The following is an 18,276-nucleotide window of genomic DNA, read 5'->3' as shown; positions in this document are numbered from 1 at the left end:
GAGCCCCTGATGCGCACTCCCCGCAGGAAGTTCCTGCAGTACTCGCTGACCGCAGCCTCTCTGCTGGCACTGGGCCCCCAGGCCCTGGCCGGCCCGGACAAGAAGAAGTCCACGCCTCCCGCGAAGAAGAAGCTGAAGATCCTCGTGCTGGGCGGCACGGGCTTCCTGGGCCCGGCCTTCGTCAACGCGGCGCAGGCGCGCGGCCACACGCTGACGCTCTTCAACCGCGGCAAGACGCGCCCCGGCTTGTTCCCCAACCTGGAGAAGCTGCAGGGCGACCGGGACCCGAAGAAGGGCGAGGGCCTCAAGGCACTCGAGGGCCGCAAGTGGGACGCGGTGCTGGACACCTCGGGCTACTACCCGCGCATGGTGAAGGCCTCGGCGGAGCTGCTGGCCCCCAACGTCCAGCAGTACGTCTACATCTCCAGCATCTCGGCGTTCGCCAACAACGATGTGCCCCACGAGGACGAGAGCGGCCCCACCGCCAAGCTGGCCGACCCCACCGTGGAGACCATGGGGAAGAACTTCGAGAACTTTGGCGGCCTGAAGCGGCTGTGCGAGGAAGCCGCAGAGGCGGCGTTCCCGGACCGGGCCGCGCTGGTACGCCCCGGCTACATCGTCGGGCCGGAGGATGGCTCGGATCGCTTCACGTACTGGCCGGTGCGCTACACGAAGGGTGGCGAGATGCTGGCGCCGGGCAGCCCGGAGGATCCGCTGCAGATCATCGATGTGAGGGACTTGGCCGAGTGGCTGGTGAAGGTGATGGAGGACAACCTCACCGGCGTCTACAACGCCACGGGCCCGGAGAAGCCGTGGACCCTGGGCGCGCTGCTGGCGGCGTGCAAGGAGGCCGCAGGCAAAGCGGACACGAAGCTGGTGTGGGTGCCCTCGGAGTTCCTCGCGAAGAACGGCGAGGACGGAGAGGGAGACATCCCCATCTGGGCGCCGCCCATCGGGAAGACGAAGGGCTTCCACCTGCGCTCCATCGACAAGGCGCTGAAGGCGGGGCTCAAGTTCCGGCCGGGCCCCGTCACCGTGAAGGACACGCTGGCGTACTTCAACAGCCTGCCCGAGGAGCGCCGCGCCAAGCCGCGCGCGGGCCTCACCCCGGAGCGCGAGCAGGCGCTCATCTCCCTGTGGCGGCAGGAGCAGCAGCCGGCGGGAGCCCCAGGTGCGGCGCCTGGGCGGCCCGCGGAGAAGCCCCAGAAGGGGAAGTAAGGCGGCCCTCCCGCGCGTCCTCCGCGAACCTGTCTGACAAGTAGACCGGTTCGCGCAGGGCGCTCCCGGACAGCCCACTCGGAGCTCGGGAGCGAAGTCAGGCGGCCGGCGAGTGCCGCTTGCGCACCGGACGGCTCAGCGCCTTTTCCGAGGAGGAGGAGGAGGAAGGGGCGGGCTCCTCCTGGCGCACGGCCTCGGCCTCCACCACCACGGCGACATCGGGCGTCACCGGCGGCCCCAGCGCCACCACCAGGATCCGGTAGGCCTCCTCCAGCCGCCGGTACAGGGCGGTGAAGGTCTGCTGGACGGTGCTGGGCATGTCCTCGGTGTACGTGAAGTACCAGCGCATCTCGTCCAGCCGCTCGTGGAAGCCGTGCACCACCGCCTGCTCACTCTCCGGCAGGTGCACCAGGTCATGGAACGTCGCGCTGTTCCAGCGGGTGGCGATGGTGGTGAGCATGGGCTCACGGCTGCGCAGGCGCGAGAACAGGACGAACATCTCGTCCCGGCGAGCGCCCAGGCGGCGCATGATCAGCGCGGCGTCCAGGGCGATCAGGTTGCGCACGCGCGCGGGCATCTCATCCGGCTGCTTCTTGCGACGAGCCATGCCCGGCGAAGTCTACCTCAAAACCGGGGGCCGAGCCGATCAGCCCCCGGGTCCTACGGGCCCGCCGGAGCGGACTACGGCGTGCCGGTGGCGGCCACGCCCGCCTTCTTCAGCTCCTCGTCGATGACGCGGCGGAAGACCTCGGGCGGCTTGGCGCCGACGATGACGCGGCCGTTGATGAAGAAGGTCGGCGTGCCGCTGGCGCCCAGCTGGGAGCCCTGAGCGGAGTCCTTGGCGATGTACTCGTCGAACTTGGTGGAGTCGAGCACCGCCTTGAACTTGCCCATGTCCAGGCCGAGCTCCTGCGCGTACTTCTCGAGCGCGGGCCGGTCCAGCGCGGTCTGGTTGGCGAAGAGCTTGTCGTGCATCTCCCAGAACTTGCCCTGCTCATGGGCGGCCATGGAGGCCACGGCGGCGAGCTTCGCGTTCGGGTGGCGCGGCAGCGGCTGGTGCTTGAAGGCCACGCGCACCTTGCCCTTGTACTCCTCCTCGATCTGCTTCACGGTGTTGGCGGCGCGCGAGCAGAACGGGCACTCGAAGTCCGAGAAGGCCACCAGCGTCACCGGGGCGTCGCTCGAGCCCTTCGCCGGCGCGGTGCCCACGTCCACCTTCTGCACGGGCGGCTCGGGCGGCGGCGGCGGCGAGCTCACGCCGTGCGCAAGCACCGAGGCGTAGATCTCCGTGGGCTTCATCCCCTCGTTCACCATCATCTGCGCCTTGTTCAGCTCCTCGTCGATGGCGGCCCGAAACACTTCGATGGGCTGGGCGCCGGAGAAGAAGCGGCCGTTGACGAAGAAGCCCGGCGTGCCACGCGCGCCCAGCGACTCAGCCAGCGCCGAGTCCCGATCCACGATGGCGGCGAGCTTCGGGTCGGCCAGATCCTTCTTCCACTTCTTCACGTCCAAGCCCACCTCCTTGGCGAAGGTCTCCAGGCTGGCGTCATCCAGCGACTGCTGATTGGCGAAGAGCTTGTCGTGGTACTCGAAGAACTTGCCCTGCTGCTGGGCCGCCAGCGACGCGAGGGCCGCGGGGCGGGCGCGCGGGTGGAAGGGCAGCGGGTGCTGCTTGATGACGACGCGCAGCTTGTTGCCGTAGTCCTCCTGGACCTGCTTCACGGTGGCGTTGGCGCGGGAGCAGAACGGGCACTGGAAGTCGGTGAACTCCACCAGGGTGACCAGCGCGTCCGCGGGGCCCATGCTGGGAGACTCCTCCAGGGGAACCTTGAAGACGGTGGGCGAGAGCACCGGCCGCTGCTGCTGCGGCGGCTGCGCGGGAGCTGCCGCCGGAGCGGGCGGATTGGCCGCGGCCACCGCGGTGCCCGCCTTGGCGGAGTCGGCGGAGCCGCTATTCGTCGTCCAGATCATCCGGCCCACGCCCACGCCAAGCACCAGGCCCAGCACCAGGCCCAGGACGCCCGCGGTGACTCCGTTTACGCCGCCACTCTTCGTGTCTTTCACGTCACTCACTTCGTTCACCCCAGCAATGCTGTCGATAGGAAGGCGCGGCATACCGCGGCCGCACGACGCCGGAACTCTACGCGAGAGTGACACGAACCGCTCCGGGGTTTCAGGTCTTGCTTGAAAAGGGACCGAGCGGCCCACCAAGGGCCTCCCAGGTAGGTGCCACCCCTTCACCCGCTCACGTGCCGATCTTCTTTCGAGGGACGGGGATGTCCGCCTCGCCCGTCTGCCCGGCCTTGCGCACACGGAGCATCACCTGGGAGCCCTCAGGACCGCGGATCCGCTGGATGGAGCCAGCGAACCCCAGCTCGGTGACCGGGGTGCCGTCGATGCGGAGCACCTCATCCCCGGGAACCAGCCCGGCGGCCTGGGCCCCTCCGCCAGCGATGACCTCACCGATCACCAGGGCGTCCCCCCGAGCCTTCAAGACGGCGCCAATGCCCACGAACTCCACCTTGGGCCCGGCGTCGGCCTCGATGGGAGTCAGCTCGATGATCGCGGGGGCGGTGGGCTGAACGCCCGCGACGAGCCGGCCGTTGTAGCCGGAAGCGGAGACCAGAATCGAGACGCCCTTCGCAGGGATGCCCTCCAGGACAAAGGTTCCATCGGCGCCGCTCACCGCGTCGAACAGGGGCGCGAGCGCATCGGCGGCCAACCCGCTCTCCACGCTCAAGCGAGCTCCGGCGATGGGCGCGCGCGTGGCGGCGGAGAGGACCTTGCCCTCGAGCCGGGAGCCGCGCGTGAGCAGCACGTCGGCCATCACCTCGCGGGCGCCCTCGGGGACTTCGACCTGGCGCTCGGCGGGAACGAAGCCCGCGGTGACCACCTGGACGAGATAGCGCCCGGGGGTGAGTCCTCGGAAAGAGTAGCGGCCCTCGGCATCGATGAACCGGGCCTGGGCGAACCCGAGCCACTCGAGGGCGCTGTGCTGCTTCCGGACGTACACGACGAAGGCGGGCACGGGAGCACCCCCCTCCTCGGACACGCGCCCCACGAGCGCGCCCCCCTGCGCGAGCCGCAACACGAGCCCGCTCGCGGGCACGCTCACATCGAAGGCCCGGGCAGGCGCCAGTCCCACCGCCATCGCCGAGACGTCATAGACACCGGGCTCCAGTCCTTCGAGGGTGAAGCTCCCATCGGCTTCGGCGACGGCCTGGTACCCATTGTTGTCGCCGAACACGCGGGGATAGACGCTGTTGGCGGACGCTACGGAGACGAGCGCTCCCGAGGCGCCAGTCCCATCCGGGGCCAGCACGCGCCCCTCGACGCGAGCCTCCGTGCGGGGCGCATCCGGAGCGAGCGCGGGGAGCCGGAGCTCGAGCCGCCGGGTCCGGAGGGTCTCCTCGCTCACCTTGGCGCGAGCGGTACCATGCGCCGAGTGCCGGGCCTCCACGGCGGCGCCGTCGGGGGCGGTGAAGTGGAACTCGCCGCGCTCATCCGAGGTGAACCGGTCCTTCAGCGGGAAGAGCACCGTCTCTCCCGCGCGCTGGGTGAGCACGCGCACCGTGGCGCCAGAGACGGGGGCTCCGGATGCACTGAGGACCTGTCCCACGAGCTGCGGCGTGGGCGTCAGCGCGATGACGACCTCACGGACATGGACGTCGCGGACCGCGGACAGCACGATCGGGCTCCGGCCCCACTCCGGCGCGAACGGCAGGAAGCCCTCGGCGCGAATGGCGGCCACCTGATGCTCGCCGGGGTACGCGGGCCGGAACTCGAAGCGGCCCTCCGAGTCCGTCAGCAAGGAGGCCGCGCCGCTGGGAGCCGCGATCGTCACCTCCGCGCCACGGAGGCCCTCGCCGGTCGTCGCGGAGACCACCCGTCCTGAGAAAGCGCCCGCGGGCGAGAAGGCGCTGCGCTCGACGGTGACGCGAGGGAGCTGGCGAACCGGCTCCGCCGACGTGACAGGGACAGGAGGGGCCGCGGGAGCCGCCTTCGGAGAGGGCTCCGCGGCAGAGGAACGCTCAGGGGAGACCCATGCGCTGGGAGACGAGCGCTCCCCGCTGGGGCTCTCGGGCTCCTGCTCCCGAAGCGCCCACAGCACGAGCACCGCCGCCACGACAGCGAGCACCCCGAGTCCCCACCTCACGCGACGTCCAAACATGGCCCGACTGTATGCTCACGGGAGCCCGGATGAACCACCCTCTTGCGCGCATGGGCGGCCACAAGTCCCCCACGTGGCGGACCGCACTCACTGGCAGGTGGCCGCCTCCAGCCTCACCCGCACCGTCTGCGTCCACCACGGCGAGAGCAGACCCGGCTTGCACTGCCACGAGGAGCCATTCTGCGCGCACGACAGGCTGCACGGCCCCAGCGTCATCAGGCCGCACAGCGGTGCGTCATCGCAGATCCGCTTCTCGAAGAGCAGGGGCAGCCCCAGCAGGCCACACGACTGGGGCAGCAGGCTCTCCCAGCACACGTACACATTGAACGCCGGCAGGATGCCCAGCAGCGGGGTGGTGGACGAGAACAGGTCGCCAAAGACCGTCGACTCCTCGAGAGGATACTGCGAGCTGTAGTTCACGCTCGCCGAGAGCGCGGGATGGTTGCCCTCGAAGAGGATGGGGACCGTCGCCCCGTAGTAGTTCAGCCGCTGGACCATGCACGCCGTCACGTACCGGCGGCCGTCCGTGTCCAGGGCGCCACTGAGCCACGAGGGGGCGAACCCCCACCAACCGCGATAGAGCTCGCCCGTCACGGGGTCCTGCACGGTCTGGTTCACGGTGAGGCCGCACTCCACTGCGGAGCGGAGCACCTCGCGGCAGGACTGGGAGACCTGGCTCAAGGGAATGCTGGGAAGCGCTCCCGCGCCCTGGTCGAGAGCCACGGCGCCCAGGGACCTCAGCGCCTGCTGGGTGCCATGGGCCCAGAAGCAGGAGGGACTCGTGCCATTCAGGCCGTTGGGCGGAGGGCGCTCCTCGCCCGCGCGCGCAGCCTGCGCGGAGGTTGCAAGGCGCGGCTCCTGCTCGAGTTCCTCCTCGGAAATCCCGCAGCCGGCGAGGCAAAACAGGACGAGCGTCAGGAAAGAGAAACGGATCAATCTCAACGGCATGGGAATCTCATTTTTCAAGGGGTGACGTCTGCATCTGTTGCTGGAACTCCTGGATGAGCCGCCACTCCTTGAACAGCCAGGGGGCTTTCGGCGGGTCTCCATCCGCGGCGCGGAGCACCTCGAAGGCGCGCGCCAGGGACGGGCGGGGATCCCGGCCCAGCACGAAGTCATGGTGGGCGAGGAGCCGGTGCCCGCGCGCCTTCCACAGCGCGACAATCTGGGGGCCGGCGCCACTCTGCTCCAGCCGCGCCAGCGCCTGGGAGAAGGCCTGGAGCGCCTCAGGTGCTTCGCGCTTTTGAGCGACTGCCGCCGTAAGCCGGGCCGTCGCCGCATCCAGCAAGCCCCCCACGGGCAGCGCGAACGAGGGATCGATCGCCAGGGCCTGCTCGTACTCGCGGACGGCCTTGTCCAGCAACGCTGTGGCCTCCTGTCCCAGTTCCAGGGTTCTCCGGGCCTCACACAGGTAGGCCTCGCCCAGCTCGTTGTGCGCCCAGGTGAAGCCCGGCTCCAGCTCGAGGACTTGCTGGTACGCCTGAATGGCGGGCTCTATGGAGGCCTCGCGCTCCAGCGCGTACAGGAGCCGGGTCCGAAGAAAGAGGGCCTGGGCCAGCGCATAGTGGGCCATGACATCCTGGGGGCGCGCGCGCCTGCCCGCCTCCGCCACCGAGAGCGCCTCGTCCACCAGGGGCAGCATGTGCTCCGAGAACTTGCCGCTCAGCACGTGCACTTGTGCCAGGAGCACGAGGGCGCGCTGCACCAAGGCTCCGCCCTCCCTCGAGCTCGAGCGCACCGCGCGGCTGCACGCCGCCTCGGCCGCATTGAAGGACGGGCCGGGCGGCAGGCCCCGCGAGAAGTCCGCCCACCCCATCTTCTCCCAGAGCTCGCACTCGGCCCGGTGGAGGGAGGGATCGCTGCGGCCCATCTCCGACGCCACCTGGTAGGCCTGCGCGGCCCGCTCGAAGTAACCCTTCATCTTCTCGTAGTCGAACGCCGCGTCATGCCGGTACTTGCTGCCCTCGGCGAACAGCGCATCCCCCTCGAGCTTCTTCAGCTCGTACATCCAGGGCGCCTTGGCGAAGGCGGCCTTGGCCCGGGCGATCGCCACCTCGTGGTGGCCCTCGTACAGCGCGATCAGCCCCTCCACATACTCGGGCACCTCGAGCCTCTCCCCCATCGCCGCCCGCAGGTGGCGGAGCGCGGGCTCGCGCAGCTCCTGGTCCAGCTGCGCCACCTTCTTCCTCCGCTCCTCCGGGGAGCTGATGCGCCGGGTGTCCTCCAGCGCGCGCCGGTACAGCTCTCCGAGTGCCCGCCCCAGCGCATACTCGAGGCTCGCCGACGTGTAGCCGGCCGCCAGCGCCTGCTCCAAGTGCTCGCGGGCCTGCCCAGGCTCACCGAGCGCGAACTGTCCCAGGCCCAGTGCGTGGTGGCCGGGCCCGAGGCCGGCCTCGCCCGAGGCGCGCATGTGCACGGCGATCTCCTCGAGCCGGGCGCGCACCATGTCCCGCTCCCGCTCCACGTCATGCAGGGGCAGTCCGTACGCCGTGCGCAGGAACAGCTCCATCTCCTTCACGCTCTCGCCCAACTCCCGGGCGAGCCGCGCCTGCTTCGCCGCGTGCCGCTCCGCCTCCACCCACACCACGCCGAGCCCGAGCGCCGAGAGTCCCAGCGCCATCAAGCTCACCGTGAGCAGCTTGTGCCTGCGGGCCTTCTTCCAGAGCCGCTCCCGCCAGGAGGCCTGCCTCGCGAGGATGGGATCGCCGTCCAGGACGCGTCGCAGATCCTCCGCGAGCGCCCGAGCCGAGTCGTAGCGACGTACCGGCTCCCGCTCCAGACACTTCATCACGAGGGTCTCGAGGTCCTTCGGCACCCCCGGCTTCACCTGCCCCAGCGGTGGCGGATCCTCCATCGACGCCATCAACAGCAGCTTCCAAGGGACTTCCGAGACGAAGGGAGGCCGCCCAGCGATGACGTCGTACAGCGTGGCCCCCAGCGAGTACACGTCCGAGCGGCGGTCCAGCTGGCGCACGTCCCCATTGGCCTGCTCGGGCGACATATACGCGGGCGTTCCGAGCACTTCCCCCGTCTGGGTATGCCCCTGCTCGGCGACCTCGCGCGCCAAACCGAAGTCCACGACATACGGCTTCCAGGTGCCGTCCTCGCGCTGCTCCACGAGGATGTTCCCCGGCTTGAGGTCGCGGTGAATCATCCCCAGCCGGTGAGCCTCGTGCACGGCCAGGGAGACCTCCTGGAGCAGCTTCACCTGCTGCTCGAGCGTCATGCGCTCACGCACGCGCGACAGCGGCTCGCCGTCGATGTACTGCATCACGATGTAGGGCTCACCCTCCGCCAGCCCGGCCTCATAGACGGAGCACACGTGCTCGTGCTCGATACGGGCTTGGGCCCGCGCCTCGGCGATGAACCTCCGGCAGAGCACCGGATCATCGCTCTTGAGGAGCTTGAGCGCGATGGGGCGCCCTAGCTGGGGATCCACCGCCCGGTAGACCGTCCCCATTGCGCCTTCGCCGGCAAACTGGAGTTCCTGGAACCGGATGGTGAGGGACGGAGGAATCCTCCTGCTGCGCGCGGCCGGTTCGCGGCCTTCCCCCCTCACCAACGTCAAGTCGGTCTCTGCCGCACTGGGCCAGTCCTTCGTCATCACGGAACTCGGGAGCAGCGCTGGCTCACGCAGCAGGGACGGCGTACTTCGGAGAGGGGCAACACGCACTCAGCGTAAAGAACTCAACCGAGCCTGGATATAGAGTTTGTGTTGAATTGACGGGAATACCGTTTCTCAGTAGAAACCGTAGGTTTGGCGACCGGTCAGGCCCGTGAGTTGAGCTGCTCCAGGAGCCGCACCAACTCCGCCACCGAGCCCACGGCCAGCTTCTCCATGACACGGCTGCGCTGAAGACGGACTGTCTGCTCGGCAGTGCCGAGCTCAGCGGCGATCTGCTTGTTGAGCAGCCCTTGCGCCACGAACTGGCAGATCTGCCACTCGCGAGGGGACAGCGCGGAGAACCGGGCCCGCAGGACTTCGTGCTCCTGGGCCCGAGCCATGGCCTCGCGCTCCTGGGCCAGTGCGCGCTCCACGGCAGCCAGCAGGTCCGCGGAGCTGAACGGCTTGGGCAGAAAATCCACGGCCCCGGCCTTCATGGCCTTCACGGCGGCGGGGATGTCCCCGTGCCCGCTGATGAAGATGATGGGGTGCCGGAAGCCCTGCCGGTGAAGCTCCTCCTGAAGCTCCAGCCCGTTGAGCTCCGGCATGCGCAGGTCCATCACCACGCACAGGGGCCCAGAGCCTGCTCCCCGTGCCAGCAATTGGCGCGGATGGGCAAAGCACTCCACGGCATACCCTTCCACCTGGAACATGCGCTCGAGGCTGCGAAGGACCGAAGGGTCGTCGTCCACCACGAGCAGCGTGGAGCGCGCTGAGGTCATGGGGTATTCCGTATCACAGGCCGGACCGGCCCTCTACCAAGCCCCGTCGCTTGTCAATTCAACAAAGATCCAATCACCGAGCCGCTGCGCTCCATCCTCCGCCAGCTGCTCCAGCGCCACGCGGAGGACCACGACCCTTCGGCAGCGGCCCTGGAGGCGGAGCTTCGAGCGGGCCTTGCGGCGCTCGGTGCCCCCTACGAAGCCCGTGAAGCCCTCGAAGAGGTGCCCCACGTTCAGTGGGCAACGAGGCTGAGGCCTGGCAGCTTACCTGCTGAGTGAGCCCCTGCCATCGGTTAAGGTCCCAGCATGAAGTTCTTGGGCGAACTCGATCCAGTAGCAACCCAGCGGACGCAGACGTGCAACGTGCGCCTTGTCGACCCCAACCGTCTGCAGGCGATCCAGGACACGGGGCTGATGGACACGCCTCGTGAAGAAGCCTTTGATCGGCTGGCGCGCCTGGCAGCCCAGCTCCTGCATGTTCCGTTGACCATCTTTTCCCTGGTGGATGCTGACAGACAGTTCTTCAAAGCGGATTTCGGCCTCCCCTCGCCGTTCAAGGAGACTCGAACGCTCCCGATCGATGCCTCTCTTTGCCGCTACACGCTCGAGGGCGAGTCGATCATCTCGTCGAACGCTTTGGCCGACCCCTTCCTGAGAATCCACCCGTCGACCGGCCCCTGGGGAATCGTTGCCATCATCGTGCTTCCGTTGATCAACCCTGACGGACACGTGCTGGGGACCTTCTGCGCCATCGAACCCAAGGTGCGCGAGTGGACCGAGCAGGATCTCACGGTCATGAAAGAGCTGACCGCTTCCATCATGACGGAGATCCACCTCCGCGAGCAGATCCAAAAGCTGAAAGCCGAGCAGCGTCTCCGGGAGACCTTCGTCGCGGCGCTGACCCATGATCTGCGCACGCCCATGACGTCATCCAAGCTGCAGCTGCAGCTGCTCGGGAGACGCCACGCGGAGCTGCCTACCGTCCAGACGGCGGTGACGCGCGTCTCCCAAAGTCTGGACCGCGCGGAGCGCATGATCCAGGACTTGCTGGATGCGAGCACCATCCGAGCAGGAAAGCTGGTGTCGCTGAAGCAGAGCGCCTGCGACCTCCAGGAGCTCACGGCTGAGACACTCCAGGAGCTCGCGGAGGTTCATCGGGATCGCTTCGTCCTGAAGTCGGAAGGCTCGATCCCGATGTTCGCGGACCCGAACGGGCTCCGCCGGATCATCGAGAACCTGGCGTCGAACGCGGCAAAGTACGGAGCACCGGAGACTCCCATCGAAGTGTTGCTCGATCGGAGCCAGGACACCGTGGCGCTTCGGGTGAAGAATCAAGGCAACCCGATCCCCGAGGGCGAGTTGCAGACCATCTTCGAGCCATTTCACCGCTCGAGGTCCGCGACGGACAGCGGCCACAAGGGATGGGGACTGGGGTTGCTCCTGGTCAGAGGCTTTGCTGAAGCGCACGGAGGGAAGGTGACGGTCACGAGCTCGTACCAGAACGGGACTTGCTTCACCGTCACGCTCCCCCTCGCCCCGTCTCAAGGGGCTGTGCACTGAGTTCAGCTGCCCAGCTGCAGCCGGACCCAGGCGGAGAGGGCGGGCGTATCCGTGGCGATGACGCCGAAGTGAGGGCCCACCAAGTGGTCAGCCACCTCGCGGTAGATTCGATACGTGATGTCGTTACGGAGCCCCGTCAGCTCCTCGACAAGCTTGTGGCTGTCGGCGATGGCGATGCGTGGGTCCGGCTGGGCATGCGAGATACGAATCGGACAGGGGATGGTGAGCGCGGGGTTGGTGAGGTCGAGCTGACGCAGGAACTCCTTCTGATCCTCGTTGGGCTCGTCGGTCAGATTCCCTCGGAACTGCTCGGTGCCGGGGATGCCCCCCCAGAGCTTGTCATCGCTGAGCTCGACACGGCATTTGTCGCCGGAGACCTCGAACAACGCAAACGCCCTGTCGGTGAGGATCTTCCGCGGGTCGATCGGACGGCCGCTTGCCTTGGCGCCTACAATCGCGCCGGTCAGCAGGAGCGGAGTGAAGGCGAAGCCTGGGAACTCTTTGGGGTAGCGGCTGCCCTCGAGGAGGATGTCCGTGACGTGTGACGCCGGCGCGAGCGCCGCGACCCCGTGCAACTGAAGCTCCGGTGTCCAGCTCGCGGCGAGGTGCGCCGCGAACAGCGCCCCCTGACCGCCCTGGGAGTGTCCGGCGATCACGAACCGGTTCGAGATCTCCGGGTACAGCTGCCGCGCGGCGCGCACGATGTCGAGCACGCCACGCGCCTCGGAGACGCCGAGCAGGTAGGGATGAGACCCCGGCGTCCCCATCCCCTCGAAGTCCGTCATCACCACGGCGAAGCCCTGCTCCAGCAGCGCGTTGAGCAGGACATGGGGGGCCTGGTTGATGGCGTGATGCTCTGGCTGCTCGGCGGCGATGGCCTCCGAGTCCCGAGACGGCGCCCACTTGTCACCGAGGCCCAGCGTTCCGTGTGCCCAGCTGACCACGGGGTAGCCCCCCGCGGGTGCCGGTGTCTTCGGCAGCGCGATGATCCCCGAGACCGCGATCGGCGCTCCGTCGGCCGCGTCCGAGCGGTAGAGCACCAGCTCGTTGGTGCCCGCCGCCTTCAGCGCGGCAATCCCACTGAGCGGCCGCCTCCAGATCACATCACCGTGCGTCCCCAAGAGAGGGCTGGGCGGCGTGTAGAAATCATCTCCGGGTGGCGCATCGGCGAACTGCGCAGTCCCTGTCGTCTTTCCCATGTCATGCTCCCGATTCGTGGATGCAAGTCTTTCAAAGATCAGGGCGTGACTTCCCTCACCAGCTTGGAATCCCACGGACACCAGTGGCAGCCCGGGAGGAAAGCACCACAGGCCTCGTCCAGGTGCTCCTCGACGTACCCCATGTTGGCATCACACACTTCAATGGCCATGGGGAAGAAGGCGATCGTGGCGGGATCCAAATGGTAAGACCACCTGGGGTTGTAGGGCGCCTGGCGCTTCACGATTCGGCCCATGACATGGACCGCCATCGTCTCCTTCCCAGACAGGATATCGCGGGCCTGCTGAATCCTCGCAGGGTCGGTCAACGCGAAGATGAACTCCTGACCCGGCCGCTGCATGAACGTGAAATAGACAGTCTCTGCCATTGTGTATCTCCTCTGTGTGACTACAGGTGGGGCTCCAGGAACTCGCTCAACTGCGCTGGAGACGGTACGCCCTCTTTGACCGCGACCACTTCCCCCCGCCTGAACAGCAGCAGCGTTGGGATGCGCCGGACACCCTCTTCCTGAGCGATGGCGCGGTTCTCTTCGATGTTCAGCAAGGCGATGGTCAATCTGCCTGCGTACGTGCTGGCGACCTCTTCCAGGATGGGAGCCAGCCTGTGACAGGGCCCGCACCAATCCGCCCAGAAATCGACCAGGACCGGGCCCTCCTGCTCCAGCACGGCCGCATCGAAATTCTTCTCCGAGACGTGAATGACCTTGTCGCTCATGCGAGGCGACTCAATAAGCCGCGCCTCGGAGCAAGCCCATTCAGATCTTTGTTGAATTGACAGTGAACTCAGACTGTGCCTGGGCATGGCGCGAGACTCGGCTGAAGGCACTTTGGCGTTCGCCTGTCAATTCAACAAAGATCCAACTGGTCCCAAGAGAGGGTGAACTGGCAGAACGCGGGCTCCTCAACCCCAAGGAGCGTCACCGCATGAAGAAAATGTTGAGCGCCTCGTTGCTCTGCCTCTCCCTGTCTGCCTTGGCCGCCGATAAGCCGGCCACGCCTCCTGCCAAGGATACCTCCAAGGCTCCGGCGCAGACCAAGGCCCCCGAGGCTTCCAAGCCGCTGCCCGTCGAGAAGCGCGACGTCAAGCCGGGCAGCGAGGAGAAGGAGAAGCAGCAAGAAGTGAAGGGGAAAGAGTCCACCAAGCCGGTGGAGCTGTAACCCTTCTCACAGCATCTCTTCTTTCATTCATCTACCTCTCAGGGAAACCAAGACATGAAAAAGTACATTGGTGCAGCCGCCGTGGTGGGTCTCTGCCTCATGCAGGGCACCGCCGTGGGCCAGACCTCTGAGCCCGCTTGCTTCCAGACCCTCAACCAGGGCGGCGCGACCGTGGCCTTGGGCGCCTACGAGCAGAGTTGCGCGACCATTACCTGGTCCTCGGGTGTCATCACCAAGGACGTGAAGTACAACTGCTGCGCGCCGGTGGCGACCATCCGCGTGCATGGCAACGACTGGAACAAGCTGGTCGACGAGGGCAAGCTGGACGGGCTGCGGTACCAGAGAATCTCGAAGGACTCGAATGGCGCCTACGTCCTCGAGTTCAGGAAGATCGTGGGTAAGCAACCCACGTCGATCAACCCCGCGGACTTCAACTAGTCCACTGGTCTTCCAGCCGTGAAATGAGCCGCGAGGGCGTATCTGACTTTGCATACGCCCTCGTGGTTCGTGTCTCCCCTCAGCCTCCCGGTTCGCGCCATGTCCACCTTCCCTCTTCTCGATCTGCCCGCCAACGTCTACCGCTACCAGGAGGGTGGCCAAGACGTGTTCACCTTTCGGTGGCATGGGCTGGCCTATCTGGCAAGCTTTGCCTTGGCCCTGTGGCTGCTGCGCCGCTTCTCCGCCCGAGGACAGCTGGCCCTCCAGCGGCGCGAGCTCCCCGAGTTCGTCATCTTCGGGGCCCTGCTGGGCGTGCTCGCGGGCGGCCGGCTGGGGTACGCCTTCCTCTATGACTGGCCCCACGTCTCCGGGGATCTGTCGCTCCTGCTGAAGATGAACGTGAATCAGGCCTCGTTCTTCGGTGGGCTGCTGGGCTTGATTGTCTTCACCGCGTTCCAAGCGCGAAAGCATCACGTGTCCTTCCTGAACCTGACAGATCACCTGGCGGTGGTGGCGCCATTGGGAATGCTGCTGGGCCGGCTGGCCGACTTCATGACGGGTGAGGCATTTGGACGCACCACCTCCGTCCCCTGGGCCCTGCGCTTTCCGCTCGAGGTCCATCTGCCCGCATTCACGCCCGCATTGCCCACCGAGATGGCCGCGGAAGAGCTGCCAGCCCACCACGGCGCCATCATGGATTTGGCCCACATCAACCCGGATCTGATGAACGAGCTGGTCCGCATCCTCAACCCCCGCCACCCCTGGGCGCTCTATGCCGCGCTCTTGGAGGGCGCCGTGCTGTTCTGCGTGCTCTTCGCGCTGCGGCAGCGCATGCGCTCGCTGGCGGAGGGAGTCCTCAGCGGCGTGTTTCTCCTGGGCTATGGCGTCCTACGGCTGGGCGTGGATTTCTTCCGCGAGCCCTCCCTGGGCGATCCCCTCCAGCTGGGACTGACCCTGGAGCAGTGGCTGTGCATCCCCTTGCTGCTGGCGGGCGTGGGACTGCTGGGGCTGAGCCGTGCCGCCTCGCGCGTGTACACACCCGTGACAGTCTCCTGATCACGCAGCGGGCAGGGAGCAGCGGAACACAGTGCCGCGTCCCGGCCGAGACTCCGCCTGCAACCGGCCCTGATGCACCTCAAGGATGGAGCGGCTGATGGACAGCCCCATGCCCAGCCCCGTTGGCTTGGTGGTGAAGAATGGCTCGAACAGACGTTTCTGGACCTCCGGGCTCAAGCCCACGCCCGTGTCCTCCACGGCCAGCTCCACGTGCCCGTCCGTCCGTTGGGTGCGCACCCACACCTGCCGTTCCCCGGGCGGGCATGGGCCCACCGCATCCAGCGCGTTGATGATCAGGTTGAGCACCACCTGCTGCAGTTGAACCCCGTCCCCTCTCACCCGCAAGGCTGTGTCCGCCAGCCGCAACGAGAGCACCGCACCGCGCAGCTGCGCGTCATTGCCCACCAGGCGCACCACCTGTCCCACCAGCTCGTTGAGATCGTGCGTGCCCTCCGCCGCACCTTCCTTCTTCAGCAGCGCCCGCATGTGCCGGATGACCTCTCCGGCCCGCTTGTCGTCGGCGATGATGTCCTGGAGCATCTCCCGCAGCAGCCCCATGTCCGTGGGTGAGCGCTGCAACAGACGCTGCGCGGTCTCCGCATTGGTGAGGATGGCCGCCAGCGGCTGGTTCAGCTCGTGCGCGATGGATACCCCCAGCTCCCCCACCGCCGACACTCGCTCCAGGTGCGCTCGCTCGTCTCGCGCTTGCCGGGCCTCCAGCTCCGCCCTGCGCCGCGCCGTCACGTCCACCAGCGCCGCCACCGCTCCTCCCTCGGGCAAATCCAGCCGCCGGGCACGCAGCTCCAGCCAGCGGTCCGGCGCGAAGCCTCGGAACTCCAGGGCTCCCTCGCTGGCCCGGCCCGCGAGCACGTCTTGCAGCAGCGAGGCCACCCCCTCCACCTCGGGGTGCCCTGAACGCGCCGCCTCGCGGAAGGCCTCCAGGTACGCGGCCCCTGGCGCCAGCAGCTTTCCGGCGGGCAGTCCGCCCAAGCTCTCGGGCCGCTCCGGTGCGGGTGTGGCTCTGAGCACCACCCCATTCCTGTCCAGAATGGCCACCGAGCCCGGCAGCGAGTCCAGCACCGCCGCGTTCAGCCGCTGCGCCACCCTGCGCAGCCTCCGCTCCACCAGCAGCACCAGGATGAGCACCGCCTGTAACAGCCCCGCTCCCACGGCCACCGTCACCTGCCACCGGTAGCGCTCCCATAGGCCTGGCTCGCGAAAGAACACCCGGCCGCCTGGAGGTAACCGGCTGTCGGGAATGTGCCAGCGCTGCAGCTCCCGGTCATCGAAGGCGACCAGGTTTGTGTCGAAGGCGCCGGTGGGCAGGCTCGACAGCGGCGCCCCTTTGAGCAGCTGGAGGGTGCGCTTCGCGGCCTGCTGGCCTAGCAGTTCGTAGTCCAGCAGCGCGCCTCCGACGATTCCGCTGCCCAGCATCGTCTTGTGGACGCTGAAGATGGGGGGGCTTCCCTCCGCGTGCAGCTGCGTCAACACATCCCGGCCCACGAGACTCTGGCCCTGGGCGTCCTGCATGAAGCCCACCAGGATGACCACGGTGTCCTCGGGGAGCGTGTGCACCCGCTGGCGCAACTGCTCCAGGGTCAACCCCCTCAGCCCAATGAATTCCCGGTCCGGCGCGGCCCCTCGGACCTCGCTCTCAACGAAGTCCCAGGCCGCGAGCTCTCGCTGGCTGGAGCCCAGGACAAGGGCGACGCGGCGGGTGCTGGGCAGGAGCCGCAGGGCCATCCTCACGGTCCCCGGGACGTCGAGGTCCGCCCAGTTTCCTCGGATGAAGGCACTCTCGGGCAGGGCCTCCACCAGCGGCTTGTCATTGAGGACGGCGAGCAGCGGCACCTGCGGCCACAGCTCCTGCTGCAGCTTGAGCACGAAGGGGCACGCATCCGCGAAGACGACGAGGGCCTCGGGACGCTGCTCCCGGTATTTGGAGCGGTAGAACTCGTGCAGGGCTCGATCGTAGTCCGCGCCCTGGAACCAGCCCATGTCCAGGTACTCGATGTTGACGGTGACGGGCTTCTGGCGCTCGCCGAGCATCGTCAGATGGAAGCTTCGGGTGAAATCCGCGATGGACGGCACCATGCCGTCCTCCGGCACGAACACGAGCACCGTCTTCACCCGCTCGGACGCAGCGAGTGAAGTGGACAGCAGCAACGCGAACAGGACCCCCACCCCACGCATCCGCGAGACTCTAACAGCCGAGCTGCCCGGTCACAGTGCCGAGCGCCCGCCGATCTCCGGGAAGCGCTCATAGGCCCGCTTCAGCGCGTCCAGGTGGACGGGGTTGTCGAGATCGAGCGGCGCAGCCGTGAGCGGCACAACCCACCCGCCCGATGGCGTGCGCCGCGCCCGCGAGAGCAGCTCAGCGTCTCGGGCCGGGTCTGGGAACCCGATGGCTTTTGCGGCAGCAGCCGACCAGTAGTTCAGCCACCCGAGGTAAGAGGGAATCTCGGGTGAGCGAATGTGCGGGGGGAGTTTCAGGGCAGGCAGCCCCCGGCGTGGGGACGGCGGCCCTTGCAGCGTGGGTGCTGTCTGATACGCAATGTCCACCTTAGTGCCTATCTCGGTAGGGAAGAAAAGACCCTACCTGATGGGTTACAAGGTGAAGGAGGAAGATTCGAGTGGGAATAGCGAAGAGAGATGACGGCTGAAGGATGCCAGAGGAGCTGTGGGCCAAGATAGAGCCCCTGCTGCCGCCCAGGCCGCCGCATCCACTGGGGTGCCATAACCCGAGAGTGCCGGACCGGTCCGCCATGGAAGCCATCCTGCTGGTGCTGCGCACGGGGATGCAGTGGCACGCGTTGAAAGCCACCGGCATCTGCCACCCGTCCTCGGCCTACCGCAGGTTCCGCGAGTGGCTGACGGCCGGAGTGTTCTTGGAGTTCTGGCGCCTGGGGTTGGAGGCATACGACGCTCTGGTGGGCATCGACTGGCAGTGGATGAGCGTGGACGGGGCGATGACCAAGGCCCCGCTGGGAGGGCAGAAGACCGGCCCCAACCCGACCGACCGCGCCAAGACGGGCACCAAGAGGAGTCTGCTGACCGATGGGCGCGGAGTTC

General features: G+C 67.5%; 16 protein-coding genes and 1 pseudogene. 6 read left to right on the top strand and 11 right to left on the bottom strand.

Annotated elements, in window-relative coordinates; translation table 11 throughout:
- Positions 1-9 precede the first annotated feature (9 nt).
- On the top strand, positions 10-1,218 hold the full coding sequence (locus DB31_RS36555) for a Rossmann-fold NAD(P)-binding domain-containing protein (protein WP_044196870.1): 1,209 nt from the start codon (positions 10-12) through the stop codon (positions 1,216-1,218).
- Positions 1,219-1,315: 97 nt separating this feature from the next.
- On the opposite strand, the gene DB31_RS36550 is transcribed toward DB31_RS36555, so the two are convergent.
- The 6 genes from DB31_RS36550 to DB31_RS36525 all read right to left on the bottom strand — a co-directional run bounded on the left by DB31_RS36550 (position 1,316) and on the right by DB31_RS36525 (position 9,775).
- Positions 1,316-1,825, bottom strand: a complete 510-nt coding sequence (locus tag DB31_RS36550) for a hypothetical protein (RefSeq protein ID WP_044196868.1) — start codon at positions 1,823-1,825, stop codon at positions 1,316-1,318.
- A 74-nt stretch (positions 1,826-1,899) separates the two neighbouring features.
- Positions 1,900-3,282 (bottom strand): DsbA family protein, encoded by a 1,383-nt coding sequence (locus DB31_RS36545; RefSeq protein ID WP_240487069.1) that lies wholly within the window; start codon positions 3,280-3,282, stop codon positions 1,900-1,902.
- Between the two features lie 181 nt (positions 3,283-3,463).
- Positions 3,464-5,374, bottom strand: a complete 1,911-nt coding sequence (locus tag DB31_RS36540) for a carboxypeptidase regulatory-like domain-containing protein (RefSeq protein ID WP_169787143.1) — start codon at positions 5,372-5,374, stop codon at positions 3,464-3,466.
- Between the two features lie 102 nt (positions 5,375-5,476).
- Complete coding sequence (locus DB31_RS36535) at positions 5,477-6,337, bottom strand: hypothetical protein (RefSeq protein WP_157232349.1); 861 nt, start codon at positions 6,335-6,337, stop codon at positions 5,477-5,479.
- A 7-nt stretch (positions 6,338-6,344) separates the two neighbouring features.
- Positions 6,345-8,993 carry a serine/threonine-protein kinase gene (locus tag DB31_RS36530; RefSeq protein ID WP_075306406.1) on the bottom strand — a complete coding sequence of 883 codons (2,649 nt, stop codon included), beginning with the start codon at positions 8,991-8,993 and terminating at the stop codon, positions 6,345-6,347.
- Positions 8,994-9,157: 164 nt separating this feature from the next.
- Positions 9,158-9,775 (bottom strand): response regulator transcription factor, encoded by a 618-nt coding sequence (locus DB31_RS36525; protein ID WP_044196862.1) that lies wholly within the window; start codon positions 9,773-9,775, stop codon positions 9,158-9,160.
- 306 nt (positions 9,776-10,081) lie between these two features.
- Between DB31_RS36525 and DB31_RS36515 the strand changes: the two genes are divergently transcribed.
- Complete coding sequence (locus DB31_RS36515; RefSeq protein WP_044196858.1) at positions 10,082-11,335, top strand: GAF domain-containing sensor histidine kinase; 1,254 nt, start codon at positions 10,082-10,084, stop codon at positions 11,333-11,335.
- A 2-nt stretch (positions 11,336-11,337) separates the two neighbouring features.
- Here DB31_RS36515 and DB31_RS36510 read toward each other — a convergent pair whose 3' ends face one another.
- The 3 genes from DB31_RS36510 to trxA are packed head-to-tail and all read right to left on the bottom strand — an operon-like array spanning position 11,338 to position 13,267.
- On the bottom strand, positions 11,338-12,534 hold the full coding sequence (locus tag DB31_RS36510) for an alpha/beta fold hydrolase (RefSeq protein ID WP_044196856.1): 1,197 nt from the start codon (positions 12,532-12,534) through the stop codon (positions 11,338-11,340).
- Between the two features lie 38 nt (positions 12,535-12,572).
- Complete coding sequence (locus tag DB31_RS36505; protein ID WP_044196853.1) at positions 12,573-12,920, bottom strand: BP74-related protein; 348 nt, start codon at positions 12,918-12,920, stop codon at positions 12,573-12,575.
- A 20-nt stretch (positions 12,921-12,940) separates the two neighbouring features.
- Positions 12,941-13,267 carry a thioredoxin gene (gene trxA, locus DB31_RS36500; RefSeq protein WP_044196851.1) on the bottom strand — a complete coding sequence of 109 codons (327 nt, stop codon included), beginning with the start codon at positions 13,265-13,267 and terminating at the stop codon, positions 12,941-12,943.
- A 209-nt stretch (positions 13,268-13,476) separates the two neighbouring features.
- Here trxA and DB31_RS36495 point away from each other — a divergent pair, with 209 nt between their 5' ends.
- From DB31_RS36495 to lgt, 3 genes are all read left to right on the top strand, one after another.
- Positions 13,477-13,710 carry a hypothetical protein gene (locus tag DB31_RS36495; RefSeq protein WP_044196850.1) on the top strand — a complete coding sequence of 78 codons (234 nt, stop codon included), beginning with the start codon at positions 13,477-13,479 and terminating at the stop codon, positions 13,708-13,710.
- A gap of 54 nt (positions 13,711-13,764) precedes the next feature.
- Positions 13,765-14,148: a hypothetical protein gene (locus DB31_RS36490; RefSeq protein WP_044196848.1), complete on the top strand. Its 384-nt coding sequence runs from the start codon at positions 13,765-13,767 to the stop codon at positions 14,146-14,148.
- Positions 14,149-14,247: 99 nt separating this feature from the next.
- Positions 14,248-15,204 (top strand): prolipoprotein diacylglyceryl transferase, encoded by a 957-nt coding sequence (lgt, locus tag DB31_RS36485; RefSeq protein ID WP_157232348.1) that lies wholly within the window; start codon positions 14,248-14,250, stop codon positions 15,202-15,204.
- On the opposite strand, the gene DB31_RS45580 is transcribed toward lgt, so the two are convergent.
- Positions 15,205-17,388 carry a sensor histidine kinase gene (locus DB31_RS45580; protein WP_052420537.1) on the bottom strand — a complete coding sequence of 728 codons (2,184 nt, stop codon included), beginning with the start codon at positions 17,386-17,388 and terminating at the stop codon, positions 15,205-15,207.
- Between the two features lie 39 nt (positions 17,389-17,427).
- Positions 17,428-17,766, bottom strand: a pseudogene (locus DB31_RS36470) (DUF5953 family protein); the annotation flags it as partial.
- Positions 17,767-17,870: 104 nt separating this feature from the next.
- Between DB31_RS36470 and DB31_RS36465 the strand changes: the two are divergent.
- On the top strand, positions 17,871-18,276 hold a 406-nt coding region (locus DB31_RS36465; RefSeq protein WP_044197140.1), incomplete at its 3' end, for an IS5 family transposase.

The organism is Hyalangium minutum, from assembly GCF_000737315.1.
Lineage (GTDB): Bacteria > Myxococcota > Myxococcia > Myxococcales > Myxococcaceae > Hyalangium > Hyalangium minutum.
The sequence above is the reverse complement of the archived record's forward strand: the minus strand, read 5'-3'. Positions and strand labels throughout refer to the sequence as shown.